The sequence below is a fragment of the Nonomuraea sp. NPDC001831 genome, from assembly GCF_042892035.1.
Taxonomy (GTDB): Bacteria; Actinomycetota; Actinomycetes; order Streptosporangiales; family Streptosporangiaceae; genus Nonomuraea.
In genome coordinates this window covers 159,761-175,155 of record NZ_JBIATU010000003.1, presented here as the reverse complement: position 1 = coordinate 175,155, position 15,395 = coordinate 159,761, and the positions used below count along the sequence as shown (strand labels likewise).

The following is a 15,395-nucleotide window of genomic DNA, read 5'->3' as shown; positions in this document are numbered from 1 at the left end:
CGAAACACGAGTAGTTTACCGAGTTTTCGGGAGATCCCATGCGAACCTGCCCATCAGGCCCGGCGCGGGCGGTGCCCGCATGGCCGTGAACGTCGCCACCCGGGGCCCGCGCGCCGCCGCCGAGCCGCCGCTGCGCAGGCTGGGCCACCTCCTCGTCCGCCGCCGCCGGCTCGTGCTGGCCCTGTCCGCGCTCCTGCTCGTCGTCGCAGGCGTCCTGGCCGCCGGTACGGTCTCCCGCCTCTCCCTGGCCCGCTTCGAGGCGCCGGGCTCGGAGTCCGACCGGGCCCAGGCCGAGCTCGCCCGCCGGTTCGGCGCCGGCAGCCCCGACCTGGTCTTCCTGGTCACCCCCAGGTCGGGCACCGTCGACGACCCCGCGGCCGAGGCGGCGGGCCGCGCCCTCACCGACCGGATCGGCCGCTCGGACGGCGTCGCGGAGTCCTCCTCGTACTGGACCAGGGGCAGGCCCGCCACCCTGCGCAGCAGGGACGGCCGGCACGCGCTGATCGTGGTGCGCGTCCCCGGCGACGCCGACCACGTGCGGGCGCGGGTGCTGCCCGCGCTGGTGCCGCGGATCGTCGGCGAGCAGGGCCCGCTCCAGGTACGGGCCGGCGGAGGGGAAGAGGTGTTCCGCGAGACCGTGCCGCTGGCCAGACAGGACTTCGTCCGGGCCGAGCTGGTCATCTTCCCGCTGGCGTTCGTGCTGCTCTGGCTCTACCAGCGGCGCGTGACGGCCGCCCTGGCGCCGATCCTGGCGGGGGTGCTGGCCATGGTGGTGGGCCTGGCGCTGCTGCGCGGCGTCCTGGTGTTCGCGGAGGTCTCCACCTTCGCACTCAACCTCACCCTCGCCATGGGCCTCGGGCTCGGCATCGACTACTGCCTGTTCGTCGTCCAGCGTTTCCGCGAGGAGGTGAGCGCCGGACGCGACCGCGCGGCGGCCGTCGCCGGAGCCGTCGAGCACGCCGGGCGCACCGTGCTGTTCAGCGGACTCACGGTGGCCGCCTCGCTGACCGTGCTGTTCGCGCTGCCCTTCGACTTCCTGCGCTCCTTCGCTTACGCGGGCATCGCGGTCGTGGCCGGCGGCCTGTTCGCGGCGGTGATCGTGCTGCCCGCGGTGCTGGCCGCGGCCGGCGGCGCGATGGTGCCCAGGCCGGGGCGTCCCGGGCACGGCGGAACGGAGGCCCTTGGAGCCGGGTTCTGGCACGGCCTGGCCGTCCGGGTCATGCGCCGGCCGGTGGTGTTCGGCGGCCTGGCGGCGGCGCTGCTGCTGGTGCTCGCCTCGCCGTCCCTCGGCCTGCGCTTCGGCACGGCCGACGATCGCATCCTGCCGCCGGAGGCGTCCTCGCGGCAGACCCAGGAGGTCATCCGGCAGACCTTCCCGGCGGAGGAGACCGACGCCGTCCAGATCGTCTCGACGGGCGCGGCGCGGGCCGCCGACGTCTCGGCGTACGCGATGCGGCTCTCTCAGGTTCCCGGGGTCGCCCAGGTGGACTCGGCCGCCGGCGCCCACGTGGCCGGGCGGCGCGTCGGCGACGGCGACCCGGCCCGCTTCCGCGGGCCGGGCGCGTGGTTGTCGGTGGTGCCCTCCGCCGAGGCGCTGGCCGGTGACCCCGTCCGGCTGGTGGAGTCGGTACGGGCCGTGCCGCCGCCCTTCGAGGTCCTGGTCGGCGGCTATCCCGCCGAGCTGGCCGACTACCGCGCCTCGGTCGTCGACCGCCTGCCGCTGGTGCTGGCGCTCATGCTGGGCCTCACGTTCGCCGTGCTGTACCTGATGACCGGCAGCCTGGTGCTCCCGCTCAAGGCGACCTTGCTGAACGTCCTCAGCCTCGGCGTCATGTTCGGCGCCGTCGTCTGGGTCTTCCAGGAGGGCCACCTGGCGGGCCTGCTCGGCTTCACCCCGACCGGCACGCTCGACCCGAGCATCCCGATCCTCATGCTCTGCGTCGCCTACGGCCTGTCGATGGACTACGAGGTCTTCCTGCTGTCCAGGATCAAGGAGGAGTACGACAGGACGGGCGACACCGGGCAGGCCGTCGCCGCCGGCATGCAGGGCGGCGCGCCCCTGATCACCGCGGCGGGCGGCATCCTGGCGCTCACGTTCGCCGCCTACGCGACCGCGCGGGTGGCGTTCGTGCAGATGCTCGGGGTGGGCATGGCCGTCGCGGTGCTGGCGGACGCCACCGTGATCAGGGCGGTGCTGGTGCCGAGCCTGATGCGCCTGGCCGGGCCGCTCAACTGGTGGCCGCGAGGTCGAGCGACCACATCTCCTCGGTGACCTCGGCGCCGTTCTCCACGCCCCGCTCCGCCGACTCCAGCTCGAACCCGGCCGCCTGGTAGATGCGCCGCGCGCTCACCAGGCAGTCGCGCGTCCACAGCTCGATCCGCCGGTAGCCCCGGTCCCTGGCGTGGCGCAGGCACTCGGCCACCAGCCGCCGCCCGATCCCGAGACCCCGCGCCGACGGCTCGACCAGCAGCATGCGCAGCTTGGCCGTCGTGTCGTCCTGGTGCACGCAGAACACGCACCCGGCGCGCTCGCCGTCGACCTCGGCGATCCAGCCGGCGTCGCGGGCGGGGTCGTAGGCGCCCACGATCCTGGCCACGAGCTGCTCGAACTCGGTGCCCCAGCCGTACTCCTCGCTGTAGAGGGCGCCGTGCCGGTAGGCGACCCAGCCCAGGTCGCCCGTCCGTGGTGGCCTGATCACGTACGAGCGGGCGGCGGGCTCGCCGAGCAGCCGCCTGATCGTCGCCATGCTGCCGACCAGCAGCGCCCGGTCCGCCTCGGGCAGGCCGCCGAGCAGCCGTTCGATCTCCTCGGCCGAGCGGCGGTCGAGCCCGGCGAACGTGGCCGCGCCCGCCTCGGTCAGCCGGACGAGCTGCTTGCGGGCGTCGGCGGCCGACCGCTCGCGGGCGACCAGCCCGTCGCCCTCGAACCGGGCCAGGATCCGGCTCAGGTAGCCCGCGTCGAGGTCGAGCAGGCCGCGCAGCTCGCCGGTCTCCATGCTCCCGGCGTGCGCGAGCTCGAACAGCACCCTGACTTCCGTCAGCGAGTAGGGCGAGTCGAGCATGCCTGCCTGGAGGACGCCGATCACTTTCGTATAGAACCGGTTGAAGGCTCTGACCTCAGAAACCCTTGCCTCCGTCAACGAATTCATTGCCCCAGTCAACCATAAGAAGGATCCCGTTGTGAACCTCTACATAGGCGGCTACGGTCCCGGCATCGTCACGGTGGGCGGCGAGCTGACCCGCGTGGCCTCGCCGTCGTTCCTGGCCGCGCACCCCACCCTGCCGGTGCTGTACGCGGCCGGCGAGCTGCAGCGCGGCTGGCTCACCGCCTTCACCACCGAGGGCGGCCTGTCCCCGCTGGACGAACGCTCCAGCGACGGTGACAGCCCCTGCCACGTCGCCGTCCACCCCTCGGGCAGCCTGCTGGCCGTGGCCAACTACGGCGACGGCACCGCCGGCCTGCACCACCTGGACGAGCGGGGCGCCTTCACCGGCGACCCCGTCGTCCTGCGGCACGAGGGCTCGGGCCCCGACCCCGACCGCCAGGCAGGGTCGCACGCCCACATGTGCGTCTTCCACGACGACGTCCTGCACGTCTCCGACCTCGGCACCGACGAGATCCGCCGCTACCGCCTGGACGGCTCCCCGCTCGACCCGATCACCCTGGCCCCCGGCACCGGCCCCCGCCACTTCGCCTTCGCCGGCGACCGCCTGTACGTGGCCGGCGAGCTGGACGGCACCGTGACCCTCGTCGAGGGCGAGCGCCGCACCGTCGTGCCCGCCTCGCGCGCCGGGGGCGACAACGCGCCCAGCCATCTGCAGCTTGACGGCGACCTGGTCTACGTCGCCAACCGCGGGCCCGACACGGTCTCGGTTCTGCGCGCCGCCGACCTGTCCCCGGTGGCCGAGGTGCCCTCGGGCGGCGCCTGGCCCCGGCACTTCGCCATCGCCGGCGACCGCCTGTACGTCGCCAACCAGAACTCCGGCGAGGTGACCCTGTTCACGCTGGCGGACGGGGTGCCCGAGCCGGCCGGCCAGTCGTACGAGGTGCCCAGCCCGTCCTGCGTGCTGCCCGCGTAGGAACGCCGGGAAGGGCGCGGCCCCAGGCGGGCGGCGGCGCGGGGTAAGGATCAGGCCAAGTCGTGGCCCGGCCCGGGGGCGGGCCGCGACGATGGCCGGGTGCGCAAGCTCCTGCTGCTCCTCGCCCTGCTGATCGCCGTCCTGCCGGCCGCCGGATGCGGCGGCGGTCCCGTGCGGCCGGCGCCGTCCGCGTCGCCGGCGCCGCCCGTCCCGCAGCCGTCGGAGCCGGACCGCCCGTCGCCGCCGCCGCCGGTGAACGCGGGGGAGTCCTGGCGGATCACCACCCGCGGGGCCGACCACGAGATCGAGGGCTACGCCGACCACGTGAGCGTCCTGCCCGGCCAGTCCTTCGCCCTGCACGTCTCCACCACCGCCCCGCGCTTCACCGCCGGCGCGTTCAGGATGGGCGCGCACCCGGCCAAGGTGTGGGAGTCCCCGCAGGTGAAGGGCGTGCGCCAGCCGCCGGCCAGGACCGTGGACGGCACGGTGACCGCCGCCCGCTGGAAGCCCTCGCTCACCGTGGACACCCGCGGCTGGACGGAGGGCGCCTACCTGATCAGGCTCGACGCCTCGACCGGCGCCCAGCGGTACGTGCCGATCACCGTCCGCTCGGCCTCCACCCGGGGCCGGGTGGTGCTGGTGAACGCGGTCACCACCTGGCAGGCGTACAACCTGTGGGGCGGCCGCAGCCTGTACCTGGGGCCCGGCGGGTTCGCCGGCCGCTCGCGCGAGGTCACCTTCGACCGCCCGTACGACGGCGGCGGCGCCCGCCTGTTCCTCGACTTCGAGCAGCCGGCCCTGGCCGTGGCCGAGCGCAGCGGCGTGCCCCTGGCCTACCTCACCAGCCTCGACCTCGGCCCCGGCGTGCTGGACGGCGCCCGGGCCGTGGTCTCGCTCGGCCACGACGAGTACTGGTCGCCCGCCATGCGCACGGCCGTCACGAAGGCCAGGGACAGCGGGACGAACCTCGCCTTCCTCGGCGCGAACGCCGTCTACTGGCGTATCGCGATCAAGGGCAGGACGGTCGCCTGCGACAAGGAACGGCTCTGCCCCCTGTGGCGGGACTCCCGCCCGGAGAGCGCTCTGGTGGGCCAGATGTACGACTGCTTCCCCGCCCAGGGCGCCTACACGGTCCGCAGGCCGGGGCACTGGATCTTCGCGGGCACCCATGGGCGGCGCTTCCCCGGCATGGTCGGCCCGGAGACCGACAAGGTCTCGCGCGGCTCGCCCAAGGGCGTGGAGGTGCTGGCCGACTCGCCGTTCTCGTGCGGGGGACGCGGGACGACGTCGCAGAGCACGTACTACACGGCGCCGAGCGGGGCCGGGGTGTTCGCCTCGGGCACGATGCGCTGGGTGTGCGCGATGCGCGGCAGGCGCTGCGGCCACGGCGTCCCGGAGTCCGCGGCCGCCTTCACCCGCCGCGCCACGGCGAACGTGCTGACCCGGTTCGCCGCCGGCCCCGCCGGGCTCTCCGGTCACCCCGCCCACCCTCCTCAGGGCCGCGCGGGCCCGCCGCGGAACGCCGCTATGGGCGGCGCTCGCGCAGGATCGCCGTCAGCCGCTCCCTGATCTCCCGCTCGGCCGCCTCCTTGCGCACGCCGAGCTCGGCGAGGGCCGCCACCACCGGGCCCTCCTCCAGGGAGAGCACGCCGAGCAGCAGGTGCTCGGTGCCGACGTAGTTGTGCCCGAGCCGCAGCGCCTCCCGCAGCGTCAGCTCCAGCGCCTTGGCGCTCTGCGCGGAGAACGGCAGGGTGACGGGCGACTGCCCGCCGCCGGGCCCCATGGCCGCCGTGACGGCCTCCCTGACCGCCTCGGGGGAGGCCCCGAGCGTGGCCATGGTCGAGGCGGCCAGCGCCTCGGGCACGTGCAGCAGCCCGAGCACCAGGTGCCCGACCTCGATGTGGTCGTGCCCCGACAGGCGCGCCTCCTCCTGGGACTTGACCACCGCGACCCGGGCCTTGTCGGTGTAGCGGGCGTAGTTGCGCAGGTCGTCGGCGAGCGAGCCGCTCTCCTTGACCACGAAGCGCTTCTGCGCGGCCTGCTTGGTCACGCCCATGCTGCGGCCGATGTCGGTCCAGGAGGCGCCGGAGTGGCGGGCCTTGTCCACGAAGTGGCCGATCAGGTGGTCGGCCACCTCTCCGAGGTGCTCGCCCAGCGTGACGGCGTCGGAGAGCTGGCCGAGCGGGTCGTCGTCGGGATGACGGCTCTTGATGGCGGCGATGAGGTCGTCGAGACGTACGGTTTTATCCATGCGTCAACCATAGGTTGACGCCGCCACACCGTCAACCCTGGGTTGACGATTGCTCCGTCCAGGAAATGATCGACGGCCGGGCGTTTGGTCTAGACCACTGAGCGTCGCGGCAGGCACAATGCGAGCTGTCACCGAGCAATGGTTCGTGAACCCCATCGGGAGGAACCCGCCATGCGTATTGGAGTGCTCACCGGAGGCGGAGACTGTCCAGGTCTCAACGCCGTCATCAGGGCCGTGGTGCGTAAGGGGGTGAGCACGTACGGCCACGAGTTCGTGGGGTTCCGCGACGGCTGGCGCGGGCCCCTGGAAGGCGACACGATGCCGCTCGACATCCAGGCCGTGCGAGGCATCCTGCCGCGGGGCGGCACCATTCTCGGATCCTCCCGCACCAACCCGATCAAGATCGAGGGCGGCGTCGACCGCATCAAGGAGAACCTCGCCGCCACCGGCGTCGACGCCCTGATCGCCATCGGCGGCGAGGACACGCTCGGCGTGGCCAAGCAGCTCTACGACCGTGACGTCAAGGTCGTGGGCGTGCCCAAGACCATCGACAACGACCTGTCCGGCACCGACTACACCTTCGGCTTCGACACCGCGGTCAACATCGCGATGGAGGCCATCGACCGGCTGCACACCACCGCCGAGTCCCACCACCGCGCGCTGATCTGCGAGGTCATGGGCCGCCACGCGGGCTGGATCGCGCTGCACGCGGGCATGGCCGGCGGCGCGAACGTGATCCTCATCCCCGAGAAGCCGTTCGACATCGACCGGGTCTGCGAGTACGTCGAGTCCCGCTTCCGCACCCGCTACTCGCCGATCATCGTCGTGGCCGAGGGCGCCCACCCGATCGAGGGCCAGATGGAGCTGCAGACCGGCACGCTCGACGCGTTCGGGCACGTCCGGCTCGGCGGCATCGGCGAGGTGCTGGCCAAGGAGATCGAGAAGCGCACCGGCAAGGAGGCCCGCACCACCGTGCTCGGCCACATCCAGCGCGGCGGCACCCCGACGGCCTACGACCGGGTGCTGGCCACCAGGTTCGGGCTGCAGGCGATCGACGCCGCGCACGAGGGCGACTACGGCACGATGGTCGCGCTGCGCGGCACCGACATCGTCCGGGTCGGGCTCGACGAGGCGACGGCCGAGCTGAAGACCGTGCCGGCCTCCCGGTACTCCGAGGCGGAGGTGTTCTTCGGCTGAGACGCCGGCCGGGTGAGGCTTTCTACGGCTGGCTGAAAGCGGCTTGCAAGCGCCGGGCCGTACCTTCTGGGCAGCGGGGTTACCGCTTACAACCCCCCTCGGGGTACGGCTTGGGGCGCAGCGAGTCGGCGGCCCACTTTGCGCCGCAAGCCGTACCCAGGAGATAGCTCGACCGCGGGGCGCGCCGAGGTGATCCACCTCCGGCGCGCCCTCGCCGCGTCCGGCCCCGTCCGGACGCCCGGCGCCGGCGGCTACCTGCGGCGCGTGCGCATCATCTGCGGCTGTTGCGGGCGGGGGGCGGCCGGCGGCGCGGGGTAGGCCAGGCGCTGCTGCTGCTGGGCGGCGCGCCGGCGCAGCTCCAGGCGGGCGACCATCTCGGCGTCCTCGTGCAGCTCCTCCTCCGAGGGCGCGAGGATCACCATGAGCAGCATGGTCAGCGTGATCAGGCTGATCACGGTCATGAGGGGGACGAGGAAGTCGAGGGCGTCCGCGCCGGTGACCATGCCGGGCTCGGCGTCGACGGAGACGCGCATGGCGTACATGCCGGTGTAGTGCATACCCGAGACGGCCACGCCCATGACCAGCGCCGCGCCGGTGATCCAGACCGGCTTCTTGACCCGCAGCGTGAACCAGAGCGCGGCGGTCGCGGCCACGACGGCGATCACCACGGACCCGGCCACGATCGTGCGGTCGTAGGAGACGTGGGCGCTCATGTTCATGGCGTACATGCCGAGGTAGTGCATGCTGGCCACGCCGAGCCCGGTGAGCAGGCCGCCGCCGAGCAGCGCCAGCGCCCGGCCGCGGCCGTAGGAGACCAGGAACAGCCCGGTGCCGACCACCACGACGGCCACGGCGGCCGAGGCGACGGTGAGCGGGACGTCGTACTTGATCTGCGTGCCCTCCACCGCGAAGCCCATCATCGCGACGAAGTGCATGACCCAGATGCCGGTGCCGCCGATGGAGATGGCCGCGCCGATCAGCCAGCGCACCCGCGACGCGCCGCGGCTGGCGTGCGCCTGTGCGGTGAGCCGCAGTCCGAGCATCGAACCCAGGCACGACATCAGGTACGCCAGCAGCGGTGTGAGCGGTCCGTGGGTGAAATGATTAACAGCGGTCATATATCGACATTCCTTGTGATTAGGGGTTGACGGATTGTGTCATCCGATCCGTCCCTTCCGCATGGATACCGCAACTATCGGTCAACCGGCGTGTCGGAAACGTGAGAGGGTCTCATGACCATCGAGGGCCCCTTCTGGCGCGCGATCGCGGTCTTCCGCGCCGCGTCGTTGCTGTACGCCGCCGTGCTGATGGCCCAGCACCGCGGGTACGAGCAGCCCGTCGCCGGCTGGCTGGTGATCGCCCTGATGGCGTTGTGGACGGCCGCGGCCACGTACGCGTACGCGTCCGAAAAGCTGCGCGGACGGCCGCTGCTGGCCGTGGACCTGGTGGTGGCGCTGGCCTGCCTGCTGACGTCCCCGTACGTGGAGGGCGTCCGGCAGGGTGTGGCGGGCACCATGCCCGTCCCCGCCACCTGGGTCGCCGCGCCCGTCCTGGCCTGGGCCGTGTACGGCGGTCGGCGCGCGGGCGCGGTGGCGGCGGCCCTGGTCGCCGCCGCGGACCTGTGGCTGCGCGTGCGCGCCCCGGAGGCGCCCGTGATGATCAACGGCGCGGTCCTGCTGTTCCTGTCAGGAGTGGTTGTCGGACACGTGGCCCGGCTGGCCAAGGAGGCCGAGGAACGCATGCAGCGCGCGGCCGAGATGGAGGCCGCCCAGCGCGAACGCGACCGGCTGGCCCGCGACCTGCACGACTCCGTCCTGCAGGTGCTGGCCCTGGTCCAGCGGCGCGGCCGGCAGATCGGCGGCGAGGCGGCCGAGCTGGGCCGCCTGGCCGGCGAGCAGGAGGCCGCGCTGCGCGAGCTCATCGCCGCCCGTCCCGCCCCGACCGGCGCCACGGACCTGCGCTCCCTGCTCATGCGGCACGGCTCGCCGCTGGTGACGGTCTCCACCCCGGCCACGCCGCTCGTCCTGCCCACGCCGGCGGCCGAGGGCGTGGCGGCCGCGGTCGGGGCCGCCCTGGACAACGTGCGCGAGCACTGCGGCGCGGGCGCGCGGGCCTGGGTGTTCGCCGAGTCCTGCGACGACGTGGTCATGGTGACCGTGCGCGACGAGGGCCCCGGCATCCCGGCGGGACGCCTGGAGCGGGCCGCCGCCGAGGGCCGCCTGGGCGTCGCGCAGTCCATCCGCGGGCGCGTCGCCGACCTGGGCGGGACGGTCGCCGTCGCCTCCACGCCGTCCGGGACCGAGATCGAGATCAGTCTTCCCTGCCGATAGGCGAGGAGCGGCCCGGTTAGAGTGACGTCATGGTGCGGGTCATGGTGGTGGACGACCATCCCATGTGGCGCGATGGCGTGGCCAGGGATCTGTCCGAGGCGGGCTACGAGGTCGTGGCCGTGGTGGGGGAGGGGCGGCAGGCGATCAGGGCGGCCGCGGCCGTACGCCCCCAGGTCGTCGTGCTGGATCTGCGCCTGCCCGACATGTCCGGCGCGGAGGTGGCCGCCGGGCTGGCCGGGGCCGAGCCGGCGCCCAAGGTCCTGGTGTTGTCGGCCAGCGCCGAGCAGGACGACGTGCTGGCGGCCGTCAAGGCGGGCGCGTCCGGATACCTGGTGAAGTCGGCGAGCCGGGAGGAGTTCCTCGACGCCGTCCGCCGCACCGCCGAGGGCGACGCCGTCTTCACGCCGGGCCTGGCCGGGCTGGTGCTCGGGGAGTACCGGCGGCTGGCCGCGCGTCCCGCCGCCGGACGCGCCGACGACGACGGCCCCAGGCTGACCGAGCGCGAGACGGAGGTGCTCAGGCTGGTCGCCAAGGGCCTGACCTACCGGCAGGTCGCCGACCGCCTGGTGCTCTCGCACCGCACGGTCCAGAACCACGTGCAGAACACGCTGAGCAAGCTCCAGTTGCACAACCGGGTGGAACTGGTCCGATATGCGATCGAGCAGGGCCTCGACGCGGACTAAACTCGACAGGTCGCGGCGTTGCCTTCCTAGCGGCCGCGCTTTCCCCGTCTTCCCCGGAGGTTCCACCATGACGATGTCCGCCCTGGGCGAGCCATGCGTTCTGCTCAAGCTGGGCGAGATCGTTCTCAAGGGCAAGAACCGTGAGCTGTTCGAGCGTCGCCTGATCGACAACATCCGCTTCGCGCTGCAGGATCTCGGCCTCAAGACCGACGTGCGCCGGCGTCACGGCGTCGTCGCGATCTTCCTGCCCGAGGGATCGGACGTCGAGCAGGCCGACGCGGTGGCCCGGCGGGTCGCCGACGTGCCCGGCCTGGTGTGGATCCACCGCGCCTGGCGGGTGGCCAAGGACCCCGACACCGTGCTCAAGGCCGGCCTGGAGCTGATCCGCGACCGCGAGGAGGTCGCCCGCGGGGCCCGCTTCGCGGTGCGCTCCCGCCGCCGCGACAAGCGTTTCCCGCTGCGCTCCAACGAGCTCGACCGGCTGGTCGGCGGCGCGATCAACGACGAGTACCACCTGCCCGTCGACCTGAAGAACCCCGAGCTGACCGTCTTCATCGAGGTCGACCGGGACGAGGTGTTCGTCTTCACCGACGGCATCCCCGGCCAGGGCGGCCTGCCGGTCGGCAGCAGCGGCCGGGCGCTGGTGCTCATGTCGGGCGGCATCGACTCGCCGGTGGCGGCCTACCGGATGATGAAGCGCGGTCTGCACGTCGACTTCCTGCACTTCTCCGGCATCCCGTTCACCACCTCCGAGTCGATCTACAAGGCGTACGCGCTGGTCAGGAAGCTCGACCGGTTCCAGGGCAGGTCGCGGCTGTGGGTGGTGCCGTTCGGCAAGGCGCAGCAGTCGATCCGCAACTCGGGCCAGGACCGCCTGGCCGTGATCGCCCAGCGGCGGCTCATGCTGAAGACGGCCGAGGAGGTCGCCCACCGCATCCGCGCCGGCGCGCTGATCACCGGCGACGCGCTCGGCCAGGTCTCCTCCCAGACGCTGGCCAACATCACCGCCCAGGACAACGCGGTCGACCTGCCGATCCTGCGCCCGCTCGTGGGCTGGGACAAGACCGAGATCATGGCCGAGGCCCGGCGCATCGGCACGCTGGAGATCTCGGAGCTGCCCGACGAGGACTGCTGCTCCCTGCTGGCTCCCAAGCGCGCCGAGACGCGGGCCAAGATCGACGACCTCAAGCAGATCGAGAAGCGGCTCGACGCCGAGGAGCTGTGCGTGCAGCTCGCCGACTCGATCCAGGAGTACACCCTGTAGCTCAGGCCGCGTCGACCTTGAACGGGTCGTGCTCGGCCAGCAGCTTGTCCAGCCTGGCCTGGTCCACGCGGTTGGTGACCTCGGCCAGCTCCTGCCGGTCGCGGACGACCTTGCACAGGTTGACCGTGGAGGTGACCACGTACAGCAGGCCGAGCGCGAGGAACGCCCTGATCCAGCCGGAGGCCGGCAGGTAGATCAGAGCGATCACCACGGACGACACGGAGACGGCGAACGACAGGACCGCCTGGACGTAGAACGCGGCGGTCTGCGTGGGACGGATGGGCTTGCTCATGAGTTCATGGTGATCTCGCAGGCCAGGCCGTCGCATGGGCTTTCGTACTCAAGTTACTCCTGAGTACGAAAGGCCCGGCCGCAGCCCCGGACGCGGGGCGCGGGCGCGGCGATGGCAGGATGGCCCAAGACGCGAGATCGGTGAGGGGAGTGATCGTGGAGGAGTCGCGCCTGCCTCCAGGCCAGTACGTCCCGCGCGGCCGCCCCGTGATCCACTACGGCAGGGTGCCCGCGTTCAAGCCGGACAGCTGGGACTTCCGCGTCTTCGGCGCCACGGCCTCCGGCGAGGAGCACTGCCTGACGTGGGCGGACTTCGAGCTGCTGCCCCGGGCCACGCGCGTCGCCGACTTCCACTGCGTCACCAAGTTCTCCCTCATGGCCAACGAGTGGCGGGGCGTCACGCCGGCCACGATCATGGAGCTCGCGCCGCCCGACCCCGGCGTGCGCCACGTCATGATCTGGGCCGAGTACGGCTACAGCGCCAACCTCCGCATGTCCGACTTCGCCGCCCCCGACACCCTGTTCGCCACCGAGCTGGACGAGAAGCCGCTCAGCCCCGACCGCGGTTTCCCCGTGCGCATCGTGGTCCCCCACCTGTACGCGTGGAAGAGCGTCAAGTGGGTGCGCGCCGTCGAATACCTCCTGGAGGACCGGCGCGGCTTCTGGGAGGAACGCGGATACCACAACCTGGCCGATCCCTGGCGCGAACAGCGCTACTCCTACCAGGAGGAACCCGGCGAGGGCCCCCCGTAGACTTCGCTGCGGGTTTCCACCCGAACACGACCGGTTATTGGCTACGGTTTGGCGCATGCAGACCACCGCATGCGTGGCGCTCTCCCTCCTGCTCTTCCTCCTCGGCTACGCCTGCGCCAGGACGCGCCGCCCCGCGCTCCCCGAAGGCGGCAAACACGAGGCCACCTTCACCGCGCTGCACGTCGCGGGGCTGGCCGCGCCCGCCCTGCGCGGCGGGCTCGACCGCGACTCGGCGCGCAAGGCCGTACGCCACCTGCACGCGCTGCTCGGCACCCGGGCCGTCGCGATCACCTCCACCGACGCCGCGCTGGCCTGGAACGGCCCGTGCACCGACGACGTGCTCACCTACGCCCGCACCACGCTGGCCGCCGGGCGGGCGCAGGTGTTCGCCGGGCGGCCGCACGGGGCCGTGGTCGTGCCGCTGACCGTGGACGACACGGTCGTGGGCACGCTGGCGGCCTTCGACGAGGAGGTCAGCGCGGCGCTCGTGCGCGCCGTGACCGAGCTGGGCCGCTGGGTGTCGGGGCAGCTGGAGCTGGCCGACCTCGACGCCTCCCGGCGGCGGGCGCTGGAGGCCGAGATGCGCGCGCTGCGCGCCCAGATCTCGCCGCACTTCGTCTACAACGCGCTGACCACGATCGCCTCGTTCGTCCGGACGAACCCCAAGCGCGCCCGCGAGCTGCTGCTCGACTTCGCCGACTTCTCCCGTTACGCCCTGCGCCGGGCCCACGACTTCACCACCCTGGCCGACGAGCTGACCTGCGTCGACCGGTACCTGCTGCTGGAGCGCGCCCGCTTCGGCGACAAGCTGCGCTTCAGCCTGCAGGTCGCGCCCGAGGTGCTGCCGGTGCCGGTGCCGTTCCTGTGCCTGCAACCGCTGGTGGAGAACGCCATCAAGCACGGCATGCGCGGCCGGCGCGGCGGCGGCGAGGTGCGGGTCGTGGTCCGCGACGCCGGCCCCGAGGCCCACATCACCGTCGAGGACGACGGCACCGGCATGGACCCCGAGTGCGCCAGGCGCATGCTCGACGGCGATCCGGCCCGCGAGGGCGGCGGCATCGGCCTGGCCAACGTGGACCTGCGCATGCGCCAGATCTACGGCGACGGCTACGGCCTCGTGGTGGAGACCGCCCTCGGCGCCGGCACCCGGGTACGGCTGCGCGTCCCCAAGACGCAATTCACCTCACTGTAGTCAATTCCTTACCCAGAGCTGGCGTGTCGCTTGTGACCTTTGCTTTGATACGGCAGCGTGGAGCCCATGCTGAGGGTCCTGGCAGTCGACGACGAGCTGCCCGCTCTTGAGGAGCTCGCCTACCTGCTGCGCCAGGACACGAGAATCGAGCACGTCGCCACCGCGGCCGACGGCGTCACCGCGCTGCAGGACATGGTGCAGATGATCGGCGGCGGCGAGCGGCTCGACGCGATCTTCCTCGACATCCGGATGCCGGGCCTCGACGGCCTCGACCTCGCCCGGCTGGTCGGCGGCTTCCCCAGCCCGCCCAAGCTGGTGTTCGTCACGGCGCACGAGGAGTGCGCGGTGCAGGCGTTCGAGCTGGAGGCCGTCGACTACCTGCTCAAACCGGTCCGGGCCGAGCGCCTGGCGGAGGCGGTCAGGCGGCTGGAGGCGGCCTCCGCGCCGCTCGCCGAGCCGAGCCAGGACGACGTGATCCCGGTCGAGCTGGGCGGGCGCACCAGGTTCGTGCCGCAGCAGGCCATCTGGTTCGCCGAGGCCAAGGGCGACTACGTGCGGCTGCACACCGGCGACGGCAGCTACCTCGTCCGCATGTCGCTGGCCGCGCTCGAACGCCGCTGGTCGGAGGCGGGGTTCATCCGCGTCCACCGCAGCACCCTGGTCTCGGCCCGGCACGTCAGCGAGCTGCGCTTCGAGGGCGGCCGGGTCACGCTCACCGTCGGCACCGAGACGCTGCAGGTCAGCCGGCGGCACAGCCGTCAGGTGCGCGAACAGCTCGTCCGCCAGCATCGCGGCGTCTTCTCCTGACCGCCGGCCCGCGCGTCCCCGCGGGCTGGTGCCGATGGGTGGGCGTGAAGCTGGGCGTGTCCGGCGGGCGCCGGGCCCCGGCCGCCGGGTCGTCTGCCGCCGCGATGGTAAAAGATTTCCCAGGTCACGTCGGGGGCGGGCCCTTGGCGGCGGTTCCCGCGCTGCCCTTCAGGTGCCCGCCGGCCGCTGGGAGGACCCAGGAATCTGCCGTTCGTCGCTCGCCGGTGACCGCTCGCCGCCCGGCCACCCTCCGTATGTCGATGACTACAGACCGTTCAGCGAGCTGACCGTAAACAGGGTTTCGCCCACAAGATCGCGACCGTAGTGTTTCGGCATCGAAGCCACCCGGCGCATCGGGGGGGACGGGCCGCAAGGCCCAAGCAAGGGCCTGATGCGTCGGCTTCACCGGTGACCAGCCAGGTCACCACGGCTGTCGGGCCTTTGACCGGGGGGTAGGGCCCGCCTGCCGATCAGGTGAAGGGGCGCCTGCGGAGGCCACGGACCCCGGCCCCGCGATCCGGCCTTCGGGGGCGGCCGGATCGTGCGA

General features: G+C 72.6%; 14 protein-coding genes. 10 read left to right on the top strand and 4 right to left on the bottom strand.

Annotated features, from left to right (window positions below; genetic code table 11):
* The first annotated feature begins 79 nt into the window (after window positions 1-79).
* Window positions 80-2,272: an MMPL family transporter gene (locus tag ACFYYW_RS11780; protein ID WP_387647565.1), complete on the top strand. Its 2,193-nt coding sequence runs from the start codon at window positions 80-82 to the stop codon at window positions 2,270-2,272.
* Here the strand turns inward: ACFYYW_RS11780 and ACFYYW_RS11775 are convergent.
* A complete protein-coding gene (locus ACFYYW_RS11775) occupies window positions 2,229-3,086 on the bottom strand; it encodes a helix-turn-helix domain-containing GNAT family N-acetyltransferase (RefSeq protein ID WP_352322902.1) in 858 nt (285 codons plus the stop codon). The genes ACFYYW_RS11780 and ACFYYW_RS11775 overlap by 44 nt on opposite strands.
* A gap of 94 nt (window positions 3,087-3,180) precedes the next feature.
* Here ACFYYW_RS11775 and ACFYYW_RS11770 point away from each other — a divergent pair, with 94 nt between their 5' ends.
* Window positions 3,181-4,080 carry a lactonase family protein gene (locus tag ACFYYW_RS11770; protein ID WP_387647562.1) on the top strand — a complete coding sequence of 300 codons (900 nt, stop codon included), beginning with the start codon at window positions 3,181-3,183 and terminating at the stop codon, window positions 4,078-4,080.
* Window positions 4,081-4,179: 99 nt separating this feature from the next.
* Window positions 4,180-5,649: a N,N-dimethylformamidase beta subunit family domain-containing protein gene (locus ACFYYW_RS11765; protein ID WP_387647560.1), complete on the top strand. Its 1,470-nt coding sequence runs from the start codon at window positions 4,180-4,182 to the stop codon at window positions 5,647-5,649.
* Here ACFYYW_RS11765 and ACFYYW_RS11760 read toward each other — a convergent pair.
* Entirely contained in the window at window positions 5,606-6,331 is a 726-nt protein-coding gene (locus ACFYYW_RS11760; protein ID WP_387647557.1) for a Clp protease N-terminal domain-containing protein, read from the bottom strand. The genes ACFYYW_RS11765 and ACFYYW_RS11760 overlap by 44 nt on opposite strands.
* Before the next feature lie 171 nt (window positions 6,332-6,502).
* On the opposite strand from ACFYYW_RS11760, the gene ACFYYW_RS11755 reads away from it, so the two are divergent.
* Window positions 6,503-7,528, top strand: coding sequence for a 6-phosphofructokinase (locus tag ACFYYW_RS11755; RefSeq protein ID WP_352331196.1), 1,026 nt, complete (start codon window positions 6,503-6,505; stop codon window positions 7,526-7,528).
* Between the two features lie 251 nt (window positions 7,529-7,779).
* Here ACFYYW_RS11755 and ACFYYW_RS11750 read toward each other — a convergent pair whose 3' ends face one another.
* Entirely contained in the window at window positions 7,780-8,646 is an 867-nt protein-coding gene (locus ACFYYW_RS11750; protein ID WP_387647554.1) for an MHYT domain-containing protein, read from the bottom strand.
* 114 nt (window positions 8,647-8,760) lie between these two features.
* Between ACFYYW_RS11750 and macS the strand changes: the two genes are divergently transcribed.
* The 3 genes from macS (at window position 8,761) to thiI (ending at window position 11,805) form a co-directional block, all read left to right on the top strand.
* Window positions 8,761-9,858: a MacS family sensor histidine kinase gene (macS, locus tag ACFYYW_RS11745; protein WP_387647551.1), complete on the top strand. Its 1,098-nt coding sequence runs from the start codon at window positions 8,761-8,763 to the stop codon at window positions 9,856-9,858.
* Window positions 9,859-9,887: 29 nt separating this feature from the next.
* Entirely contained in the window at window positions 9,888-10,541 is a 654-nt protein-coding gene (locus ACFYYW_RS11740) for a response regulator transcription factor (RefSeq protein ID WP_364331652.1), read from the top strand.
* A gap of 67 nt (window positions 10,542-10,608) precedes the next feature.
* Entirely contained in the window at window positions 10,609-11,805 is a 1,197-nt protein-coding gene (thiI, locus tag ACFYYW_RS11735) for a tRNA uracil 4-sulfurtransferase ThiI (protein ID WP_352330713.1), read from the top strand.
* A gap of 1 nt (window position 11,806) precedes the next feature.
* Here thiI and ACFYYW_RS11730 read toward each other — a convergent pair whose 3' ends face one another.
* Window positions 11,807-12,097: a YiaA/YiaB family inner membrane protein gene (locus ACFYYW_RS11730; RefSeq protein WP_352330712.1), complete on the bottom strand. Its 291-nt coding sequence runs from the start codon at window positions 12,095-12,097 to the stop codon at window positions 11,807-11,809.
* Between the two features lie 155 nt (window positions 12,098-12,252).
* Between ACFYYW_RS11730 and ACFYYW_RS11725 the strand changes: the two genes are divergently transcribed.
* The 3 genes from ACFYYW_RS11725 to ACFYYW_RS11715 all read left to right on the top strand — a co-directional run bounded on the left by ACFYYW_RS11725 (window position 12,253) and on the right by ACFYYW_RS11715 (window position 14,848).
* Complete coding sequence (locus ACFYYW_RS11725; RefSeq protein WP_352330710.1) at window positions 12,253-12,849, top strand: molybdopterin-dependent oxidoreductase; 597 nt, start codon at window positions 12,253-12,255, stop codon at window positions 12,847-12,849.
* A 55-nt stretch (window positions 12,850-12,904) separates the two neighbouring features.
* Window positions 12,905-14,041 carry a sensor histidine kinase gene (locus tag ACFYYW_RS11720; RefSeq protein ID WP_387647547.1) on the top strand — a complete coding sequence of 379 codons (1,137 nt, stop codon included), beginning with the start codon at window positions 12,905-12,907 and terminating at the stop codon, window positions 14,039-14,041.
* A gap of 66 nt (window positions 14,042-14,107) precedes the next feature.
* Complete coding sequence (locus ACFYYW_RS11715; RefSeq protein ID WP_387647544.1) at window positions 14,108-14,848, top strand: LytR/AlgR family response regulator transcription factor; 741 nt, start codon at window positions 14,108-14,110, stop codon at window positions 14,846-14,848.
* The last annotated feature ends 547 nt before the right edge of the window (window positions 14,849-15,395 follow it).

Excerpts from the sequence above, each read along its gene's own strand:
- ACFYYW_RS11780 (WP_387647565.1), top strand. The coding sequence starts at position 80 with ATGGCCGTGAACGTCGCCACCCGGGGCCCGCGCGCCGCCGCCGAGCCG.
- ACFYYW_RS11760 (WP_387647557.1), bottom strand. The coding sequence starts at position 6,331 with ATGGATAAAACCGTACGTCTCGACGACCTCATCGCCGCCATCAAGAGC.
- ACFYYW_RS11755 (WP_352331196.1), top strand. The coding sequence starts at position 6,503 with ATGCGTATTGGAGTGCTCACCGGAGGCGGAGACTGTCCAGGTCTCAAC.
- ACFYYW_RS11750 (WP_387647554.1), bottom strand. The coding sequence starts at position 8,646 with ATGACCGCTGTTAATCATTTCACCCACGGACCGCTCACACCGCTGCTG.
- macS (WP_387647551.1), top strand. The coding sequence starts at position 8,761 with ATGACCATCGAGGGCCCCTTCTGGCGCGCGATCGCGGTCTTCCGCGCC.
- ACFYYW_RS11740 (WP_364331652.1), top strand. The coding sequence starts at position 9,888 with ATGGTGCGGGTCATGGTGGTGGACGACCATCCCATGTGGCGCGATGGC.
- thiI (WP_352330713.1), top strand. The coding sequence starts at position 10,609 with ATGACGATGTCCGCCCTGGGCGAGCCATGCGTTCTGCTCAAGCTGGGC.
- ACFYYW_RS11730 (WP_352330712.1), bottom strand. The coding sequence starts at position 12,097 with ATGAGCAAGCCCATCCGTCCCACGCAGACCGCCGCGTTCTACGTCCAG.
- ACFYYW_RS11720 (WP_387647547.1), top strand. The coding sequence starts at position 12,905 with ATGCAGACCACCGCATGCGTGGCGCTCTCCCTCCTGCTCTTCCTCCTC.
- ACFYYW_RS11715 (WP_387647544.1), top strand. The coding sequence starts at position 14,108 with ATGCTGAGGGTCCTGGCAGTCGACGACGAGCTGCCCGCTCTTGAGGAG.